15 protein-coding genes and 1 tRNA gene are annotated in these 18,269 nt (G+C 44.1%); 11 read left to right on the top strand and 5 right to left on the bottom strand.

Annotated features, from left to right (window positions below; translation table 11 throughout):
- The first annotated feature begins 227 nt into the window (after window positions 1-227).
- The 3 genes from C6Y39_RS08830 (at window position 228) to C6Y39_RS08820 (ending at window position 6,752) form a co-directional block, all read left to right on the top strand.
- Window positions 228-1,361, top strand: a complete 1,134-nt coding sequence (locus C6Y39_RS08830; RefSeq protein WP_105931441.1) for an efflux RND transporter periplasmic adaptor subunit — start codon at window positions 228-230, stop codon at window positions 1,359-1,361.
- Window positions 1,362-1,364: 3 nt separating this feature from the next.
- Complete coding sequence (locus C6Y39_RS08825; RefSeq protein WP_105930916.1) at window positions 1,365-4,412, top strand: efflux RND transporter permease subunit; 3,048 nt, start codon at window positions 1,365-1,367, stop codon at window positions 4,410-4,412.
- Window positions 4,413-4,820: 408 nt separating this feature from the next.
- Entirely contained in the window at window positions 4,821-6,752 is a 1,932-nt protein-coding gene (locus C6Y39_RS08820; protein ID WP_105930915.1) for an EAL domain-containing protein, read from the top strand.
- Between the two features lie 96 nt (window positions 6,753-6,848).
- On the opposite strand, the gene C6Y39_RS08815 is transcribed toward C6Y39_RS08820, so the two are convergent.
- The 4 genes from C6Y39_RS08815 to C6Y39_RS08800 all read right to left on the bottom strand — a co-directional run bounded on the left by C6Y39_RS08815 (window position 6,849) and on the right by C6Y39_RS08800 (window position 10,645).
- Complete coding sequence (locus C6Y39_RS08815) at window positions 6,849-8,570, bottom strand: putative bifunctional diguanylate cyclase/phosphodiesterase (protein ID WP_105930914.1); 1,722 nt, start codon at window positions 8,568-8,570, stop codon at window positions 6,849-6,851.
- A gap of 196 nt (window positions 8,571-8,766) precedes the next feature.
- Window positions 8,767-8,843: transfer RNA gene (locus C6Y39_RS08810), tRNA-Val, on the bottom strand.
- Window positions 8,844-8,998: 155 nt separating this feature from the next.
- Window positions 8,999-10,072 (bottom strand): patatin-like phospholipase family protein, encoded by a 1,074-nt coding sequence (locus tag C6Y39_RS08805; protein ID WP_105930913.1) that lies wholly within the window; start codon window positions 10,070-10,072, stop codon window positions 8,999-9,001.
- Window positions 10,073-10,216: 144 nt separating this feature from the next.
- On the bottom strand, window positions 10,217-10,645 hold the full coding sequence (locus C6Y39_RS08800; RefSeq protein ID WP_105930912.1) for a MarR family winged helix-turn-helix transcriptional regulator: 429 nt from the start codon (window positions 10,643-10,645) through the stop codon (window positions 10,217-10,219).
- Between the two features lie 330 nt (window positions 10,646-10,975).
- Here C6Y39_RS08800 and hmgA point away from each other — a divergent pair, with 330 nt between their 5' ends.
- Complete coding sequence (gene hmgA / locus C6Y39_RS08790; protein ID WP_105930910.1) at window positions 10,976-12,271, top strand: homogentisate 1,2-dioxygenase; 1,296 nt, start codon at window positions 10,976-10,978, stop codon at window positions 12,269-12,271.
- A 257-nt stretch (window positions 12,272-12,528) separates the two neighbouring features.
- Window positions 12,529-13,602 carry a 4-hydroxyphenylpyruvate dioxygenase gene (hppD, locus tag C6Y39_RS08785; protein ID WP_105930909.1) on the top strand — a complete coding sequence of 358 codons (1,074 nt, stop codon included), beginning with the start codon at window positions 12,529-12,531 and terminating at the stop codon, window positions 13,600-13,602.
- A gap of 70 nt (window positions 13,603-13,672) precedes the next feature.
- On the opposite strand, the gene C6Y39_RS08780 is transcribed toward hppD, so the two are convergent.
- Complete coding sequence (locus C6Y39_RS08780) at window positions 13,673-14,032, bottom strand: VOC family protein (RefSeq protein WP_105930908.1); 360 nt, start codon at window positions 14,030-14,032, stop codon at window positions 13,673-13,675.
- A 536-nt stretch (window positions 14,033-14,568) separates the two neighbouring features.
- On the opposite strand from C6Y39_RS08780, the gene C6Y39_RS08775 reads away from it, so the two are divergent.
- The 6 genes from C6Y39_RS08775 to C6Y39_RS19050 all read left to right on the top strand — a co-directional run bounded on the left by C6Y39_RS08775 (window position 14,569) and on the right by C6Y39_RS19050 (window position 18,248).
- Entirely contained in the window at window positions 14,569-14,958 is a 390-nt protein-coding gene (locus tag C6Y39_RS08775) for an ACT domain-containing protein (protein WP_105930907.1), read from the top strand.
- Between the two features lie 4 nt (window positions 14,959-14,962).
- The gene (locus C6Y39_RS08770) at window positions 14,963-15,463 is read left to right on the top strand and encodes a PTS sugar transporter subunit IIA (RefSeq protein ID WP_105930906.1); all 501 of its coding nucleotides are present in this window, start codon (window positions 14,963-14,965) and stop codon (window positions 15,461-15,463) included.
- Window positions 15,464-15,745: 282 nt separating this feature from the next.
- Complete coding sequence (locus C6Y39_RS08765; protein WP_105930905.1) at window positions 15,746-16,093, top strand: ArsC family reductase; 348 nt, start codon at window positions 15,746-15,748, stop codon at window positions 16,091-16,093.
- Entirely contained in the window at window positions 16,087-17,223 is a 1,137-nt protein-coding gene (gene dapE, locus C6Y39_RS08760; RefSeq protein ID WP_105930904.1) for a succinyl-diaminopimelate desuccinylase, read from the top strand. Before C6Y39_RS08765 ends, dapE begins: the two co-directional genes overlap by 7 nt.
- Window positions 17,224-17,238: 15 nt before the next feature.
- Window positions 17,239-17,937, top strand: a complete 699-nt coding sequence (locus C6Y39_RS08755; protein ID WP_105930903.1) for a M15 family metallopeptidase — start codon at window positions 17,239-17,241, stop codon at window positions 17,935-17,937.
- A complete protein-coding gene (locus C6Y39_RS19050) occupies window positions 17,934-18,248 on the top strand; it encodes a DUF2897 family protein (protein ID WP_105930902.1) in 315 nt (104 codons plus the stop codon). The genes C6Y39_RS08755 and C6Y39_RS19050 overlap by 4 nt, the downstream gene beginning before the upstream one ends.
- The last annotated feature ends 21 nt before the right edge of the window (window positions 18,249-18,269 follow it).

Raw genomic sequence — 18,269 nt, 5'->3', positions numbered from 1 at the left:
GCATTAAGGCAAATTGAAAATAAAGAAAATATCGAAGCTGTGAATAAAAGTTAATTTTCACCTGATCGAATTGGGAAAATAACGCTATAACCTGTATGTATACATAGCGCAGCGTGTATCGTCTTTTACTCGCTTGCGTGGATTGAACAGGGATTGATCGATACACATTAATATACCTTCGAGAAATGTAGCTGAAGCAAACGTAATTTATTTGAATGGAGAGTACCATGTTGTCTGAAAAAAGCCGTTATCGCAGCCTTGCCACACCCGCTGTGATTGCTTTCATAGCACTTGTCGGGTTGAACGCCTGTCAAGAAGCGCCAACCCCGCCCAAAGCGGCTTCCTCAACACCGGTAACCCTTTATAACGTTCAGCACTCAGACGAAACCATCGCTAAATTTCCCGGACAAGTAGAAGCCGCGGAGTATTCAAATCTTTCATTTCGCATAGGCGGCAAGCTTCAAGAGCTAAACGTAAAAGCGGGCGAAGAAGTAAAAGAAAATCAGCTTATAGCGCGACTTGATGACAGAGATGCCAAAGCCCAGCTTGCTACGGCCCAATCTCAATTTGATGTTTCTTCCGCTATGTTCGAACGCATGGAGGCATCGGTAGAAAAAGGGGCGGTAAGCCGCTCTACGTTTGACGAGGCCAAGGCAAATTTCTTGGCAGCTAAAGCAAGTCTAACTAACGCAAAAGACCAATTGAGCTACACAGAACTTCGCGCTCCATTCGCCGGTCTCATTGCGTCTGTACCGGTTGAAAACTATCAAGTAATAGTGCCTCAGCAAACCATTGCTGAGCTTCATTTGCCCGGCGCTATCGACGTGACATTCCAACTGCCAGAGCAAAAAATGCGTATGATTGACCGCTCTCGAGCAAGAGAAAATAGTTCTTCTGAGATGGCTTGGGTTACCTTCTCTGGCATGCCAGAAAAGCGCTACCCAGCCATGTATAAAGATCACGAGAGCACCACGCGACAAGGGGAACTTAGCTACGAGGTCACCATTACCTTACCTGAGCCTGACGACATCAACGTGTTATCGGGTATGAGTGCAACCGTATTATTAGACATGTCTAAGCTTATTGAGTCTGATACAAAACTATGGCTGGTACCTTTTGGCGCAGTTGTTACAGATAACGCCGAGCCTGATAAGGCAATAGTGTGGCGTTTTAAACCCGACAACGGTAACGGCAAAAAGGGAACGGTAGAAGCCGTTAAAGTTATGATAACTCGCGGCATTTCAAATGGCTTGTTAGTAGAAGGCCCATTAAACGATGACGATAGAATCGTCGCTGCTGGTGCTCACCTTGTCAAAGAGGGCCAAGCTGTTACGGAGTGGACGAAAGAAGGAGGCCTGTAGATCATGGTCGAGTATTTTTTTCGTCAAAAGGTTATTAGCTGGATGGTCGCCATCATTTTAGGTGTGGGCGGGGTAGTTACCTTTTTAGGCTTAGGTCAGCTTGAATTTCCAGAGTTCACCATTCGAAATGCCCTTGTTATTACGCAATATCCGGGCGCGACACCAGAACAGGTTGAAGAGGAAGTCACTCTGCAACTTGAAAAAGCTATTCAGCGAATACCCAATGTTAAGCGCATCAGCTCGGTTAACATGGTAGGTCTTTCACAGATCACCGTTGAGCTCAAAAGCGGTGTTCAGGCAAAAGATTTAGAACAGTATTGGGACAATTTGCGCCGCAAAGTAGGAGACGCTCAAGCGTCACTGCCCCCAGGAACAAGTACCTCCATCGTGAACGACGACTTTGGCGATGTATTTGGCTTATTACTTACTTTAAAAAGTGAAGATTATTCGCTTAAGCAAATGGAAGACTTTGCCGACTTGATGCAGCGGGAAATACAGCTCGTTGAAGGGGTTAAAAAGGTTTCTATTGCGGGTACGGTCCGTGAACAAATTATCGTGTCGTTAGATCACGATAAAATGAAAGCCCTTAACGTTTCGGCAGAGTCGATTGCTGGCCTGTTAACTGCGCAAAATGTTGTGGGCAACGCAGGGTCGATCAAAGTTCAGGGCAAACGTCTGTCCATTCAGCCAACTGGCGAGTTTGATAACTTAGAAGCCCTCGGCCAGGTAGTGATTGGCTCACCTGCAAGTGGCCTTATTCGCCTAACGGATATCGCGACTATTGAGCGAAAACTTAACGACACGCCGTCTATTCTTTATCACAGTTCTGGCACACCTGCCCTATCCATCGGTGTATCGTTCGCTTCAGCGGTGAATGTGGTGGATGTGGGTAAGCGATTAGATACTAAAATTGCCGAATTAGAACAGCGCATGCCATTAGGGATGACGCTTAACACCGTTTACAACCAGCCAATCGTGGTAGATGATTCTGTTACCGGTTTCCTGATTAATCTTGTTGAAGCGGTAGCCATCGTCATCTTTGTGCTTCTTCTTTTTATGGGCTGGCGCAGTGGCGTATTGATGGGGCTCATTCTTGTACTGACTATTCTTGGCACCTTTATCTTAATGTCGGTAAAAGGCATTGAGTTACAAAAAATCTCTTTGGGCGCCCTTATCATTGCCCTTGGCATGTTGGTCGACAACGCCATTGTGGTAACTGAAGGCATGTTAATTGGTGTTAGAAAAGGTCAAACAAAGCTTCAGGCGGCGAAAGACGTGGTGTCTCAAAACGGTTTACCGCTTCTTGGCGCTACCGTTATCGCCATCACTGCTTTTGCGCCTATTGGTCTATCACCCGATGCCACAGGTGAATTCGTCGGCTCACTTTTCTGGGTGCTATGTTTCTCGCTTTTCTTAAGCTGGATAACAGCCCTCACTATTACGCCTTTCTTTTTCGACCTGCTGTTTAAAACTGAAAAAGAACGTGGCGCTAATGATGAAGATGACGACCCATACAAGGGCATTATTTTCACGGTATACAAACGCGTGCTTACTGCTGCGATTAATCATCGTTACGTGACAATAGTACTGGTGCTCGTTGCACTAGTTGGCAGCATGGCGTCGGGTAAATTTGTGAAAAACGCATTCTTCCCAGATTCGTCTACTCCCCTTTTCTTTGTCGATTTATGGTTACCTGAAGGTAGCGATATTTTAACCACCGAGCAGTCAATTCGTCGCTTAGAGTCCAAGGTGTTGGACATGAAGGACATAGCCAATATTACTAGCGTTATAGGCGGTGGTGCACAGCGGCTTACTCTTACCTATGCGCCAGAAGATAGATATGCTAGTTATGGCCAGCTCATTGTTGAAACCAATACGGTTGAGTCGCGCGACGCGCGTATGCGAGAAATTATCGAGCTGGTGCGAGAAGACTTCCCTAACGTTCAATACAAGGTTAAAGCGCTTCAAGTAGGTCCCTCAGCAAAAGCAGCGATTGAAGCGAGAATATACGGGCCTGAGCCTGAAGTTTTGCGTGAGATTAGCAGCGACATTGAAGCCATATTTCAGGCAGAAGAAACCATGGACAGCGTTCGCCTGTCGTGGAGCAATAAAGTTCCTTTTGTCGAACCTGTATTTTTGGAAGAACAAGCCCGACGTATCGGCGTAACACGAGATGCCGTTCACACTGCATTTCTACTTAACAACGAAGGCGAAACGGTTGGGCTTTATCGCGAAGGTAGCGATTTAATCCCCATTGTCATGCGTAACGATCCAAACCAACGCTATGATATCGACAACCTTGCCTCTCTCAACGTATGGAGCCAGGAACAAGGTAAATACATCAGCATGGCCGACGTGATCAGTAACGTTGATGTGTCGCTTGATAACCCTATTATCAAGCGCCGTAACCGAGTGCGTATGCTAGCGGTTTATGCCGAACCAATGCCCTTATCAGGTGAAACTGCAGCTAGCGTTCAAGCTAAAGTTCGCCCCTTAGTGGACGAACTTAAACTACCTGACGGTTACCGCATTGAATGGGGCGGCGAATATGAAACCTCTCGTGATGCGCAGAGCGCCCTCTTTGCGAGTATGCCGATTGGTATTTTGGGTATGTTTATTATTACCGTGCTCCTATTCGGCAGGCTTCGCCAAGCGTTAGCGATATGGGGCGTAATACCGCTTACCACCATCGGCATTATTGGCGGCTTGGTATTAGTGGGTGCACCGTTTACTTTTATGGCACTGCTTGGCAGCTTGAGCCTTATTGGTATGGTACTCAAAAACGGCATTGTGTTGATGGAAGAGATTAACGTGCAAGCTAAGGGCGATAGCGGCGCATTTGAAGCGGTTGTTACCGCGTCAGTGTCTCGTGTTCGCCCCGTTTCTATGGCGGCTATTACTACTATATTAGGTATGATCCCCCTATTTTCAGATGCGTTTTTCGCATCAATGGCGGTCGTCATTGTATTTGGTCTGACCGTCGCCACCGTGCTAACACTGCTTATTTTGCCTGTGCTGCACTGCACGTTCCACGGCATTAAGTCTGAATGACCATTTGCTTATAAGCTTTAACGCGCGTTTAAGGTGAATGCGAAAGCAAAAAACGCAAACTGAAAGCCAGCGTATTGAGTTTACTTCATTACGCTGGCTTTGTTATTACACCACCATCAACACCGCTATTTTAACATCAACCTAAAGCGTAATTTAGATTAGGTAGCTTGAGTCTACAGAGTCATTATCACTCGCTTAACATTTTGTTTTGCTATACATTTGTGATTACATTGTGTAAATAGCACTCACACATTCTATAAGCTACAATTAGGGCATCTGACATTAATTAAAAAAAGATGTCGCGCCATGTAGCTTTGGTATTAAATAGCTATTCAGGGGTTGTACGTCAGTGCATGCAATCGTTCAAGCAAACGTGAAGTTCTCAGTTAAAGGAGATGACTGCTAATAATGAAGCTATCTAGTCGAATTAATTGGGGCATTATCGCCCTAATGTTTTTTGCGTTTATTGCATTGTCTGTCGCTGAATTACGGCTGCTTCAGTCAAACACGTCAACGTTGATTAGCAATGAAACTGAGAAAGCGCTGGCTAGCTACACGAAAGCCGCGAATGCAACACTCGCTTCTTCGCAAACAAAGTCAATGATGTTAAGTGTTGTGGCGGAAACGTTGGCAGCGAGACCATCCATCGCATCTGCGAATGTTACAGACGAAGAAGGCAATGTGAGCGTTAGTCATGAGAGTGCATCTACAGGCCCTATTCCATCTTGGTTTTCGTTAATCGACCCAGCGCCCGCGTTTAAAAAACGTATTGCATTGCCGAATAACGACAGTTATCTGGTTGTCACATCAGATAAGCACGATACATACAGCAAATTTACTGCGATTGTTATTAAAAATGCCACTATTTTTATGTCGCTTTCTTTTATCGTTTATCTACTCGTTACGGTTTTGACTAAATCGGCGTTACGCCCTATTAATGATGTTATTAGAAAGCTGAATGACATGGGCGGTCATAACTTCACATCACCTGACGCTAACACGTCAGCTAAAGATTTCGAATCGCTGAGCATCACCGTTAATAACCTGGCAGCCACCCTCGCCTCGAAATTTGACGATTTAACACGCCAAGCTGAGCTCTTTAAAAAAGAAGCGAGTAAAGACGCATTAACCGGGCTTTCAAATAGAGGGGCTTTTGAACGCCATATGCGAGCGCTGCTGAATGAAAACGCAACGTCGCAAGAGAAAGAACTTATTGTTGTTCGGTTAGCACAACTTGCCAATATAAATACCAAGCTAGGTATGGTGCCCGGTGATAACTATGTTAAAGCCATTACCAATATATTGATGGAAGAAGCAAAGAATAACAGCAGCATTCGTTTCGTTTTTCGCTTGTCAGGCGGCGATTTTGCGCTAATTAGCGAGCCAATGGAAAAGCCAACAAGAGACTTGGTTCTCACGAACATTTCTACACAATGCGCAAGCGTTACTCCACTTAGGGACGGAACTAAGGCTACGTGGATTGGCGTTACGCGATTTACCGGCTCGATGACTATGCAACAAGTTATGGAAAGCGTAGATAGCGCACTAATCGCATCGATGAAGACCCAAAGCGGCTGGCAACTGGCATCTGATATTGCACATGTGCACAGTAACTCACAGTGGCGTGAGCGCCTTAATCACATCGTTTCGCAACAGTATGCTGATATCATGATACAGCCCGTCATGGATATCGAAAAAAACATGCCCGCTTATTACGAAACATCTGGGCGATTTAAAGACAAAAAGACAAACGACGTTATTCCTATGTCTCAGTTAATCCCTGCCTCTGAGCGATTAGACCTAATACCGGAAGTTGATAAGTTAGTAACAAATATCGTTTTTAAAAAGATGGAAGTAACTTCTCAACAAGTTGCGATAAACCTAAGCATTACGTCCATTGCCAATCGTGAGTTTAGAGAGTGGTTGGTTAAAGAACTAACGCAGCGAGAAAACCTCTGTTCGAAGTTATTCTTTGAAATTGAAGATGCAGCTTTGATACAGCAAAGAGAGTATACAGAACTGCTTTGCCGCCACCTGATGGGACTTGGTTGCAGAATTACCATAGAGCATTTTGGCGATAACTTCGCGTCGCTTTCTGGGTTAAGGGTAATTCAACCTCAATTCGTTAAACTATCTGGAAGGCTTACGCAGGGCATTCACACTAACAAAGATAATCAGCTCTTTGTTTCTAGCCTTATCAGCATAGCGAAGAACCTCAATATTAAAGTCATTGCGGAAATGGTAGAGACTGAAGCTGAATCGATAGCGCTCACAAAGCTTGGGGTTGAACATCAACAGGGCTATTACTTTGCTAAACCAGCGCTTTGGAATGTTTATTAGCCTTTAAAACCACCTTCAGGTAGCGAAGATGCCTTGGCGCTTTTCATTATCATTGCGACATATGGTGTAGCGAAGAGTGTGAGAAGTGCTAGCACACTAACCTTGCTTTTCAAGTAACGCCTCCATCGCGTCAGCACTTATGGGTTTTGAATATAAATAGCCTTGAACAAATTCTACATTCAGCGATTTGCAATAGTCGGACTGTTGTTCTGTTTCAACCCCCTCAACAACGATGAACAAATCCAGCTTATGACCAACATTCACTATTGCTTCCATTAATGCACTATCAAAGGCTTTTTCCGGCGCGCCTTTTAAAAAGGATCGGTCGATTTTTAAATGGCTAACGGGAAAGTGCTTTAAGTAACTAAGCGATGAATAACCTGTACCAAAATCGTCTAGAGAAATCTCAACGCCTAAGTCTCGTTGATATCGAAGGTTTTCTAGTATTGCATTGTCTGACTTTATAAGGATATTTTCAGTGAGCTCTAAACCAATATCCTTGGGCAATAAATGATATTGATTTCGGCAATCCGCAAGGCGCTCAAAGTACGCCGTTTTTTCTAGTTCTTTACCAGAGACATTTACATCTATACGAACCTCAATCCCCTTTTCTTTCCATAATCTCGCCTGCTGACAAGCGTTTTCTAGCACCCAATTACCAATTTGCACTATTAAATCACTGCGTTCAGCTATAGGAATAAAGACATTCGGTGGAACTGCGAGGCTTTCATTTTGAGGCCGCCATCTAAGTAGCGCTTCGCACGATGCCACTTTTCCTGTTTTCAAATCATACTGAGGCTGGTAAAGCAATTCGAACTCGTTGTTACTTAGCGATGTACGTAGGTTTGCCGCAATATCCCTATGCTGTCGCAACTGCTGACTCAATGCATGGGTGAAGAAGTGATAGCGATTACGCCCTTCAGCCTTGGCTTGGTACATGGCAACATCTGCATTTTTAAGCAGATCATCAATTTCTTGGCCATGTTTAGGGTACAAGCTTATGCCGATGCTAGAAGTAATGTGAATATTTTCAGTGCTTAGCTGAAAGCTTTGTTTAAAACAACAGGAAAGTTTTTTTGCGATATCTTCACAATCACTCTCATCACTTATGTTGGTAGCTACATAAACAAATTCATCTCCACCAAAACGAGTAAGCAAGCCATCACTGTCTATACTGTCAGATAAACGCTCAGCAACAGCACGAAGAAGCTCATCGCCCCATGTATGCCCAAGGGTGTCATTGATTTCTTTAAACATGTCTAAATCAATGAAAAATAGCGCAAAGCTTAAGTTATTTGTCGATGCTTCACTTATTGCATTTGCAAGGAATTGCTTGAGTAATCGGCGGTTTGGTAATTCTGTCAGCAAATCTGTCGATGCCATGCGCTCTAGCTCTTGACGCACAGCATGCTGCTCACTTAAATCGATATCGACGCAATACATTTCCGGGGAGTCGGTATCTTCTTTTAACATCACGTGAGACGAAAAAACGTGTACAGGCTCCCCTCCCTTTTTTTTCAACACCAATTCTTCGGAAGGTATCGCTTCACCGAATTCAATCCAGCGTTGATGCAAATTAATCACATCTGCTTTCATAAAGTCTGGAATAATTAAGTCTTCTAGTTTACGGCCAAGGGCTTCACGCTCGCTGTAGCCATAAATATCTTCACTTGATTTATTCCAGTAAATAACGTTTCGCGCTTTGTCATAACCCTGAACTGATACTTTAGGAAGGGCACTGATAAGCTGTAAGAACCGTCTTTCGGCTGAATCATGTTCTGAAAATGAAGCGGGTTCTCTGTATTCCGTTAAGCTCATCTAACTCCCTCGCGTGCTAAACCACTTAAAAGCATCTCAAGCAAAAATAACTGCCACCGTTAAAGTGTAGTCTAAAAATAACTGACTAGCAGAAACTGAGCTTAAAATGAGAACTGGAATTAGAGAAATCAGCGCTGCGAAAGTGTTACAAAATATGTTTTTAGGAGGATTAATGTGTTTCGATAGAGGGAATAAATGGTGCGTCTAGCCTGATTCGAACAGGCGACCTCTACCATGTCAAGGTAGCGCTCTAACCAACTGAGCTATAGACGCATTACATGTTGCTAAACCAGAAAGGTCTGCGAATGCCTAACAACGCCGCGTATAATACTTAGCGCAGGCACCACCTGCAAGGAAAACTTCACAAAACAACGTTCAAGTGACTAATTTGACAGCAATTCGGTTGTTTTTTAGTGGTTTGGGGGTATTTATCTCATCTTAAAAGGTAATGGTTTAATTGAGTCAACCAGCGTGCCGTCATTTACTGCGCGCATAAAGTACTCCCCTAACCTGTCAGTTTCTTGCAGCACTGTTTGCCAGTACTTAATTCGGGTGTCTGCATCAAGAACTTCAAAATCCTTCCGGTCAGGTATTTTACTGTAGGGTAAATTAGCAACAAACGAGGCTGACGGAACTAGCATAACCACGTTGTCGTAGCTAGATTGATGAGGCACTCTGCCTTTTAATCCCTTATCAAACCAACCAGGGATGGGCTTATCGTAAAAGTGAGGATATAAAACTAAGCCTTCATCGGGACCAAATGACAAATCAAAATGATAATCTACTATCCCACCATCTCTATACATCCCAGGTGGGGCCCCCTCAATATTTTGAACCCCCTCAATAACAACTGGAATAGAGCCAGATGCCAATAAAGCACTGTGGATATTTCCGTGCGTTAAATCATGGTACTTCGTGGGCAGCCCGTAAGGGTCTTTTATGGCAAAATTTGTATCGGGTGTAGAGAAAACGTATCGCGTATATAAGCGAGAAAGGTTCTTCCTATTTACCGTATTAGCCGCAGCACTCATTGCAAGGCCGGAAAGTTGCCTAAATTTGCTTTCAAAGCGAGTGGCACCTAGGCACTTTGCTACAATAAGATGAGCTTTGAAGCGAGGATTAGACAAGACCTCTTGCTTACCTTTCTCATCTACCATTTCTTTCAACAGGTCTTCTGCTTTAGCAGTAATTTCTCTTGGCGTTGGTTTTTCACTGTACGTGGTGGTTGAATAAGATGATGCAAGGCGGTTAATTGCAGCAAGAGGATCGTTTTGCACCGCGCATATTGCGCGAAACGCGCCAGCAGATGAACCTACAACGTGAATCTGATGTTCGATGTTGGCAAACCACTCAGGAAACAGTACACGGTCTAAACCTGCAAGAGAAAACCATTTTGGTCCACCAGAAGCGCCTAAAAAGTAATTAAATAATTCCGGACGAAAGCCGTTTTTCATAATTACTTCACGTGCTTTTTTGCCTGCATATATGTCTAACGGTGCCACTTAAATTCCTTGCTGCTAACAGGTGAAAACCCGCTGTTTTGTCTATTCCGATGGAATTTAACAGCAAAAAGGGTAAAAGTAACTGTCAAAGCCTTTTCTTATGTGCTGTTCAGACCACACTAGTAACGGCCTATGCTTGATAAACTAAGGGGTAAGCGCTTCTATCACTTTTAGAAATACGCGATACTCATCATCAGTGATATTTTCGAGTCGCTTGTTTTGCCATTCCACTACGCGAGGAATTATCTGCTCATACATTGCTTTTCCATCTTTTGATAGCGCGATTAGGCTAGACCTTTTGTCCTTTTTACTTAGCCTTTTTATCACCACGCCATTCTTATTTAACCGTTCTATTGCACGAGAAACCTGCACTTTATCCAAGCGGGTAGCATGGGCTATCTCTTTCGCCGTTTTATACTGATTTTGAGAGCCCTCTAGGCATGCACCGAGCGTTGCCATAACACGCCACTCAGGCATTGTAAGTTGATGGGCCTCATATTCTCTCGCAAGAGAGCCGCTTAGATCGCTAGCCAACATTGCGACTTTGTAGGCAAGCATGTCATTTAACTGCACCTCGTTACTCCTGATTTTTATAAAACGACTAAGGTTTGCGTATGTTTCGCACACAATAATTAAGCTCTAAAGCCCTACCACTGAAAGGTTAACAGTGTTGCAGCGTAAACGCGCTTTTATGCCTTTATTTTTAGCAATGTACTTATTACTAGCGCGCTTATGACTGATACCTTTGTAAACCTTGCTTACCAAAACCTTAAGTATACGAAAACAACGCGTTGTCACCTTTATTGATTTACATTTCATTTACCTCTAGCCTAGTTCATATAGTTTCATTTGTAACTAATTTCAGCGCTCAGCTGCCTTCGAGACCTCATAGTGGAAAGCTTTATGGAAAACTTATCGTATTTAACCGGGTTTAATAACGAACATGAAACCGAAGCCTTGCCTGGGGCGCTGCCTAAAGGGCAATTCAGCCCACAGAAGGTCAACTATAAGCTATACGCTGAACAGTTCAGCAGCACTGCTTTCACTGCACCCAGAGCCCAAAACCGCCGAAGCTGGACATACCGACTTCGCCCTTCCATCGCTATGGGAGACTTTATAAAAATAGACAACGGCTTAGTGCGCACAGCACCCGAGACAGACATTCCCTGTCCTCCTAATGTGCTTAGATGGGACCCTATTCCGCTTCCACAGCAAGATACTGATTTTGTTGATTCTCTCGTTACCATTGCCACCAATGGCGATGCCAAAACTCAAGTAGGAATGGGCATTCACTGCTACAGTGCCAACGCCAATATGCAAAATCGCGTGTTCTATTCATCGGACGGTGAAATGCTTTTCGTCCCCCAGCTCGGCAAAATGGAAATTACGACAGAATTTGGAAAGCTACACCTATCGGTAGGTGAAATTGCGGTCATTCCCCGTGGCGTGCGCTTTGCTATCAATCCGCTAGATGGTCCCATACGAGGTTATATTTGTGAAAACTACGGGCACCCTTTTGTTTTACCGGAACGCGGCCCTGTTGGCGCAAATGGCTACGCTAACCAAAGAGATTTTTGCTATCCCACCGCATGGTTTGAGGACAACGATACGCCGTATACTTTGATAAATAAATTCTGTGGCAATCTGTTTGAAGCACAGCTCGACCATTCACCTTTCGACGTCGTGGCATGGGTAGGAAATTCTGCGCCTTATAAGTACGATCTTTCGCGGTTTAACGTTATGAACACCGTAAGTTTTGATCACCCCGACCCCTCTATATTTACCGTACTTACGTCACCTTCAGAACTTGAGGGCACGGCAAACGTAGATTTTGTAATTTTTCCGCCTAGGTGGATGGTTGCAGAACATACATTCCGCCCGCCTTACTATCATAGAAATATAATGAGCGAGTTTATGGGGTTAATTAAGGGAATGTATGACGCCAAAGAACACGGTTTTGTACCAGGGGGCATGAGCCTACACAACTGCATGACGCCTCACGGTCCAGAAGCAGAAGTCTTCGAAAAAGCGTCTAATACATCTCTTTCACCTCAACGTTATGAAAATACAATGGCGTTTATGTTCGAGTCTCGATACGCCATAGCGCCAACCGAGTTCGCCATGAACAGTGATTTACGACAGCGTGATTATCTTGCTTGTTGGAAAGGTCTTAAAAAATACTATAACGGGGAGAAGTAACGCTTCTCCTTTAATGTATTGTTTTATGGACACATAAAATTGCAATCCAACCTTCATTTTTTTGTTTTTTAACAGTGACATAGATTGAAAAACGAGTAACTTACTGCGCTTTAAGGCAGCTACTGAAAACAAAACGTTACAGTTAAGCTTTCCAGCGCACAAACCCGTTGTTATGTCTGCTATTGCTTGCTTTTTCACTGGGCACTTACAATCAGCTAACAATTATAAAATGTGTTTTACGTTGAGGATGTAACGCTATGGCTGATTTATTTGAAAACCCCATTGGTTTAGACGGGTTTGAATTTTTGGAATTCACAGCGCCTAAGAAGGGAATGTTAGAACCAATTTTCGAGGCGATGGGATTTACCCGCGTTGCTCGCCACAAGTCGAAAGACGTAGAGCTATGGCGTCAAGGTGATATCAACTTATTAAGTAACTACGAAAAAAATTGCCATGCGGGGTATTACGCGGAAGAACACGGCCCTTCTGCATGTGGTATGGCATTTCGCGTAAAAGATTCTCAGCACGCCTATAAAGAAGTCCTTTCGCGTGGTGCACAGCCTATGGACACACACACTGGCCCGATGGAGTTAAAACTTCCGGCCATTAAGGGCATTGGCGGCGCTATGCTGTATCTAATCGACAGGTACCAAGGCGAAAATACCATTTATGATATCGATTTTAACTGGATTGAGGGCGTTGACCGTCATCCTGAAGGCTGTGGTTTTCATACGCTAGATCACCTTACTCATAACGTGTATCGCGGTCGCATGGACTTTTGGGCTGGATTCTATGAAAAGTTATTTAACTTCAGAGAAATTCGCTATTTTGATATCAAGGGCGAATACACAGGGCTATTGTCTAAAGCGATGACGGCGCCTGATGGCAAAATCCGCATCCCCTTAAACGAAGAAGCCGTTGGTGGTGGCGGTCAAATCGAAGAGTTTTTGATGAAATACAACGGCGAAGGGATCCAGCACATTGCATTCGCCTGTGACGACCTAGTGGCCTGCTTAGATAAGCTCAGAGCGAAGGGCATGAAATTTATGACGCCTCCGCCAAATACATACTACGACATGCTTGAAGAGCGTCTTCCCGGACACGGCGAAAACGTCGATGAACTTCAAAAACGAGGCATCTTATTAGACGGAACTACTGAAAATGGCGAGCCAAGACTATTACTTCAGATTTTTTCTGAGACAGTGTTTGGCCCTGTGTTTTTTGAGTTTATCCAGCGTAAACAAGATGAAGGCTTTGGAGAAGGTAACTTCAAAGCGTTATTTGAATCAATTGAGCGCGACCAAGTAAATCGCGGCGTGTTAAACAAGTAACTGTCATAACAAAGTAAAAGTATTGAAGGCAGGGCACGTCGTTTTTAGCTGCATTGCTCTGCCCTCATCCCTATCCTTTCTCATAAAGCGCGCAGGCCGCCCCGCTGGGATCTGTAATTACACAAAAGCTGTCGTTCCCATGATGCCGAATTTTACCTATTTGGGCCCCGCCGTTTTCCACCGCTGCCGCTAGAGCAACCTCTAAACTGTCAACGGTAAAATAATTTATCCACCCGCTGGGATAGTCGGCATTTACGCCCCGCTTATGACAGATGCCCCCTACTGGTGTGCCATCGGGTTTCATTACCACATAATCACTGTAGCCCCCCATGTCTATTGCTTCTTTTTTCCAGCCCATAACGGCTTCATAAAAGCGCACAAGTTGGTCTGCATCTTCTGTAGTAATATCGCACCATGCTGAATCGGCCATAATTTCCTTTCCTCACATCAACAATTGGGTTTCAAACTATAAATATAGCGTAAACGGCAGCAGACGTTTTTGAATTAGTGCTTAGCGAGTAGGTGAACCTTTTTTGATGAGAAAGTGCATATACCAATAAATATTCACTACATAGTCACTGTTAATCGATCGCACGTCGATATTTTTACTATTGACGGTGGTCTGGAAGTCGATTTGTAGATAGATCAATCAAGCATTCACTCAATTCCCGACGCGGGATTTTTTGAAAAAACCGACTATTGTCAAGGGAAGAAATTGCAAAAAGACTAAACATTTTCTATTTTAATGGTAGACACAGCCTGTGGAAAATGCTTGTTAAATCGAGAATGTTATCCACTGCGCATTGTTTGTACAGTTTAATTAATTTATATATTTCAGCAACTTAGAATAAGACCCCAAACTACTCAACAAACTTATCCACAGATTAAGTGGATAACACGTAGAAGTTAGCCACAGTTAGTGGTTTAATGTGAACATCTTCGAAGTTTTCACTTTCTTGGTTTCTCATGCCCAAACAAACACTTTTAGTCAGAGAATCATTATTCACTATTCACAGCTTAGATCCCCAAAGTAATATTCCAGCTTCTGTTCTCAATAGCCCGCTTTTTTTCTTGGGTAAAACAGAAGATGAGCTATCAATTGTGGTTCCCGACTCCGTCGAAGTTGATTCACTTGATAGCGACGAGGGGTGGCGAGCGTTAGAGCTTTTGGGTCCATTACATCTATCGATGGTAGGCATAATGGCGCAAATTGGTGAGGTACTTGCCTCGGCGAAAGTGGCAATCTTTGTTGTATCAACATTCGAAACTGACTTCTTTCTTGTTAAAGATAAAAAGTTAAGAGTCGCGATAAGTGCTTTAAAAGAAGCGGGCTACTCGGTAAATGAGGACCATTAGATCTGTGAACGCCAAACAACTTCAGAACGTACCAGATAAATTCACCAAAGAATTTACTACGCTAAGCCCATTTTCTGGTCAGGTTATCCCTATTTCACAAGTAGATGAGCCCTTTTTCAAAAAAGGTTACATGGGACCTGGCGCTGCCGTAACGTCTACTTCTAATATCGTAGTATCACCATTTGATGGAAAAGTGCTGAGCGTGACTCCCTTAGACTACGCTATTGATATACAGTCAAAAGCGGGCCTTAAATGCAGAGTAAAATACGGGGGTGACACAAGTCATCTTCACGGCGCACAGTTTGGGTGCTCGCTAACATCTGGAGACGCTATATCCACCAAACAGCCCCTATTTACCGTAAATTCTGCGTGGCTTAAACAACGAGGGGTCAGCAATATCTGTGTACTGACCGTGCTTAATTCACAAGCACTGCTTGGCGTGTTGCCTACTCATCAGCGATTTGTAGAAGCCGGAACCGACGTCCTTTTCACCCTCTACCTATAGTGCGTGTTGATATTTTCAGTCCATTAAGCCCAAAACTCGTAACGCAAAGTTCAACATGTCTTAATGCCTCTGCGTTAAAAATACATGGTAAGTAAGTTTATCAACGTACTCACAGCTTGTATGATGTAGCAACAGGTAAACGAATTTTCGGTGCGCTGCTTTGGATAGAGTTTTGTTATCTCTATACAGTATCAGTCATCTTTAGATTAGCGCCCAATATAGGCACTGTTGAAAATAGTGCCTTCTTTGTAAATACAACTAGGTAGTACGGAAGAATTCATCATGAGCACTATCCTTTACGGGATCCCAAACTGCGATACCATAAAAAAAGCTAAAAAGTGGTTAACTGACAATGACATTTCGTTTTCATTTCACGATTATCGCAAAGACGGTATCGATAACGATTTTCTCGTTCGAGCAGAAGCGGAATTAGGCTGGGAAGCTATGGTAAACAAACGCGGCACAACATATCGTCAATTAGACGAACAAGAAAAGGCGTTTTTGGATAAAGATAAAGCCCTGGCGTTGCTTGAACTTCACCCTGCAATGGTGAAGCGCCCTATTCTTTTGCACAACAATACTTTTCACATTGGCTTTAAACCAGCTCAGTATGAGGGAATATTTTGTTAAACGACTCTGTAATTGATATTGCTAAGCAATTAATTAATCGCCGCTCCGTAACACCGGAAGATGCCGGTTGCCAAGACGCTATGCGTGAATTCTTAGGGGCACTGGGTTTTAACAATGAAACTATGGTTTTTGAAGACACCACCAATTTGTGGTCTCGTCGAGGACAAGAAGGCCCAGTTTTTTGTTTTGCAGGCCATACCGATGTCGTGCCGAGTGGCCCTGAAGATGCGTGGAAAACGCCGCCGTTTACCGCAACGGAGATAGATGGTTATTTGCACGGGCGCGGAGCGGCCGATATGAAAGGTAGCCTTGCGGCAATGCTTGTTGCTACACGTGAGTTTGTGAATAAATACCCCGATCACCAAGGTAGTATCGCTTATTTAATTACCAGTGACGAGGAAGGGCCTTTCATTAACGGTACAACCCGCGTTATTGATACCCTTGAAGCTCGCAATGAGAAAATTGACTGGTGTATCGTTGGCGAACCGTCGTCTACTAATGAAGTGGGTGATATTGTTAAGAACGGTCGTCGAGGCTCGTTAACCGGAGATCTGGTTGTTAAAGGCATTCAAGGTCACGTCGCCTACCCTCATTTGGCAAAAAACCCAGTGCATAGCGCAATGGCAGCGCTTGATGAGTTGGCTAAATCTCACTGGGATAACGGCAACGATTTTTTCCCACCAACAAGTTTCCAAATTTCTAATATTCACGCAGGGACTGGTGCGGGTAATGTTATACCTGGTGAGCTGCACGTGTGTTTTAATTTCCGCTTTTCAACCGAGGTAACTGACCAAATCCTTATTGAACGGGTTACAGCGATTTTAGACGCTCACGAACTAGAATATGAAATTAAATGGACGTTTAACGGCCAACCGTTTTTAACCGATACTGGTGCATTGCTTGAAGCGGCGCAAGGTGCAATTGAAGCCGTGAAGGGGTCTCCGACGGTTCTTTCCACTGCTGGCGGCACCTCAGACGGACGCTTTATTGCTCCAACAGGCGCGCAAGTGATAGAGCTAGGGCCGGTAAATGCCACTATCCACAAGATAGACGAATGCGTGAAAATGTCTGATTTAGCGCAGTTAGCTGATATGTACTTCGGTATCTTAGAACGCTTGCTGGCGAAATAGCCTCTATTGGTAGATATGAACCCGATATCAGAACAATCATGGTTAGGCCAGCAAAACGATGCCCTCGTTGATGCTGGCAATGGCCATCGGCTGCATCGCGACGTAATATCGCCGTTTCTTGCGATGCAGGATGCTGCGCAAAAAGACGGCGTAGACTTACAATTAGTCAGTAGTTTTCGCGATTTCGACAGGCAAACTGCCATATTTAACCGCAAATGGACTGGCCAAGCCCAGCTTCTCGATATCAAAGGCGATGAGCTGTCTTACGAAGCGCTCAGTGATAACGAAAAGCTACACGCAATTTTGACATGGTCTGCGCTACCGGGCGGCAGTCGCCACCATTGGGGCACTGATATTGACGTGTACGACAGAGCCGCCGTGCGTAACTGGGGCGGTAAGTTTAACCTTGTCGAAAGCGAATATATAACGGGAGGCCCGTGCCATACGCTTTCCTGTTGGCTCGCTGACAATATGGAAAAGTTTGGCTTTTATCGCCCTTTTTCAGTTAATACTGGCGGCGTAGCGGTGGAGCCTTGGCATTTAAGCTTCGAAAACACCGCACGTGTTTTTGAAAATGCCAGAAACTTAGATGGCTTTACAAAGGCCATTGAACAAAGCGATATAGAAGGCAAAACTTGTATTTTGCCGCAGTTGCCTACCCTGTATAATCGCTATGTTTTGAACAAAGGGCACGAGCCTACGGAATTTATATGAGTACGACCTGGGTTATTATCATTATTGTTTTGGTATTGGGCGTTGTGATTGGGAATATCACTTTGCTTAAATACAGTGCTAAGTTTAAATTTCCCACGCCATCTAAACCTTTTGATGACGATGAAGACGATAATCAGCCCAAAAGTACTGGCGGCTCGCATGCATCGAGTAATACGCAAAATGAAAATTCAGCATTTGCTCAATCGCAGACTTCTCAGGGGCTTACCCCAAATAAAGAAAAGCAAAGTTCTCATGGCGAGAATGCCGAAAAAAACGAAAGCAGTGAAAGCAGCCAGAAACCTGGAAAATAACATCTTTCACGAATAACCACA

The organism is Alteromonas gracilis (assembly GCF_002993325.1).
GTDB lineage: Bacteria > Pseudomonadota > Gammaproteobacteria > Enterobacterales > Alteromonadaceae > Alteromonas > Alteromonas gracilis.
This window is presented reverse-complemented; position numbering and strand designations above follow the sequence as displayed.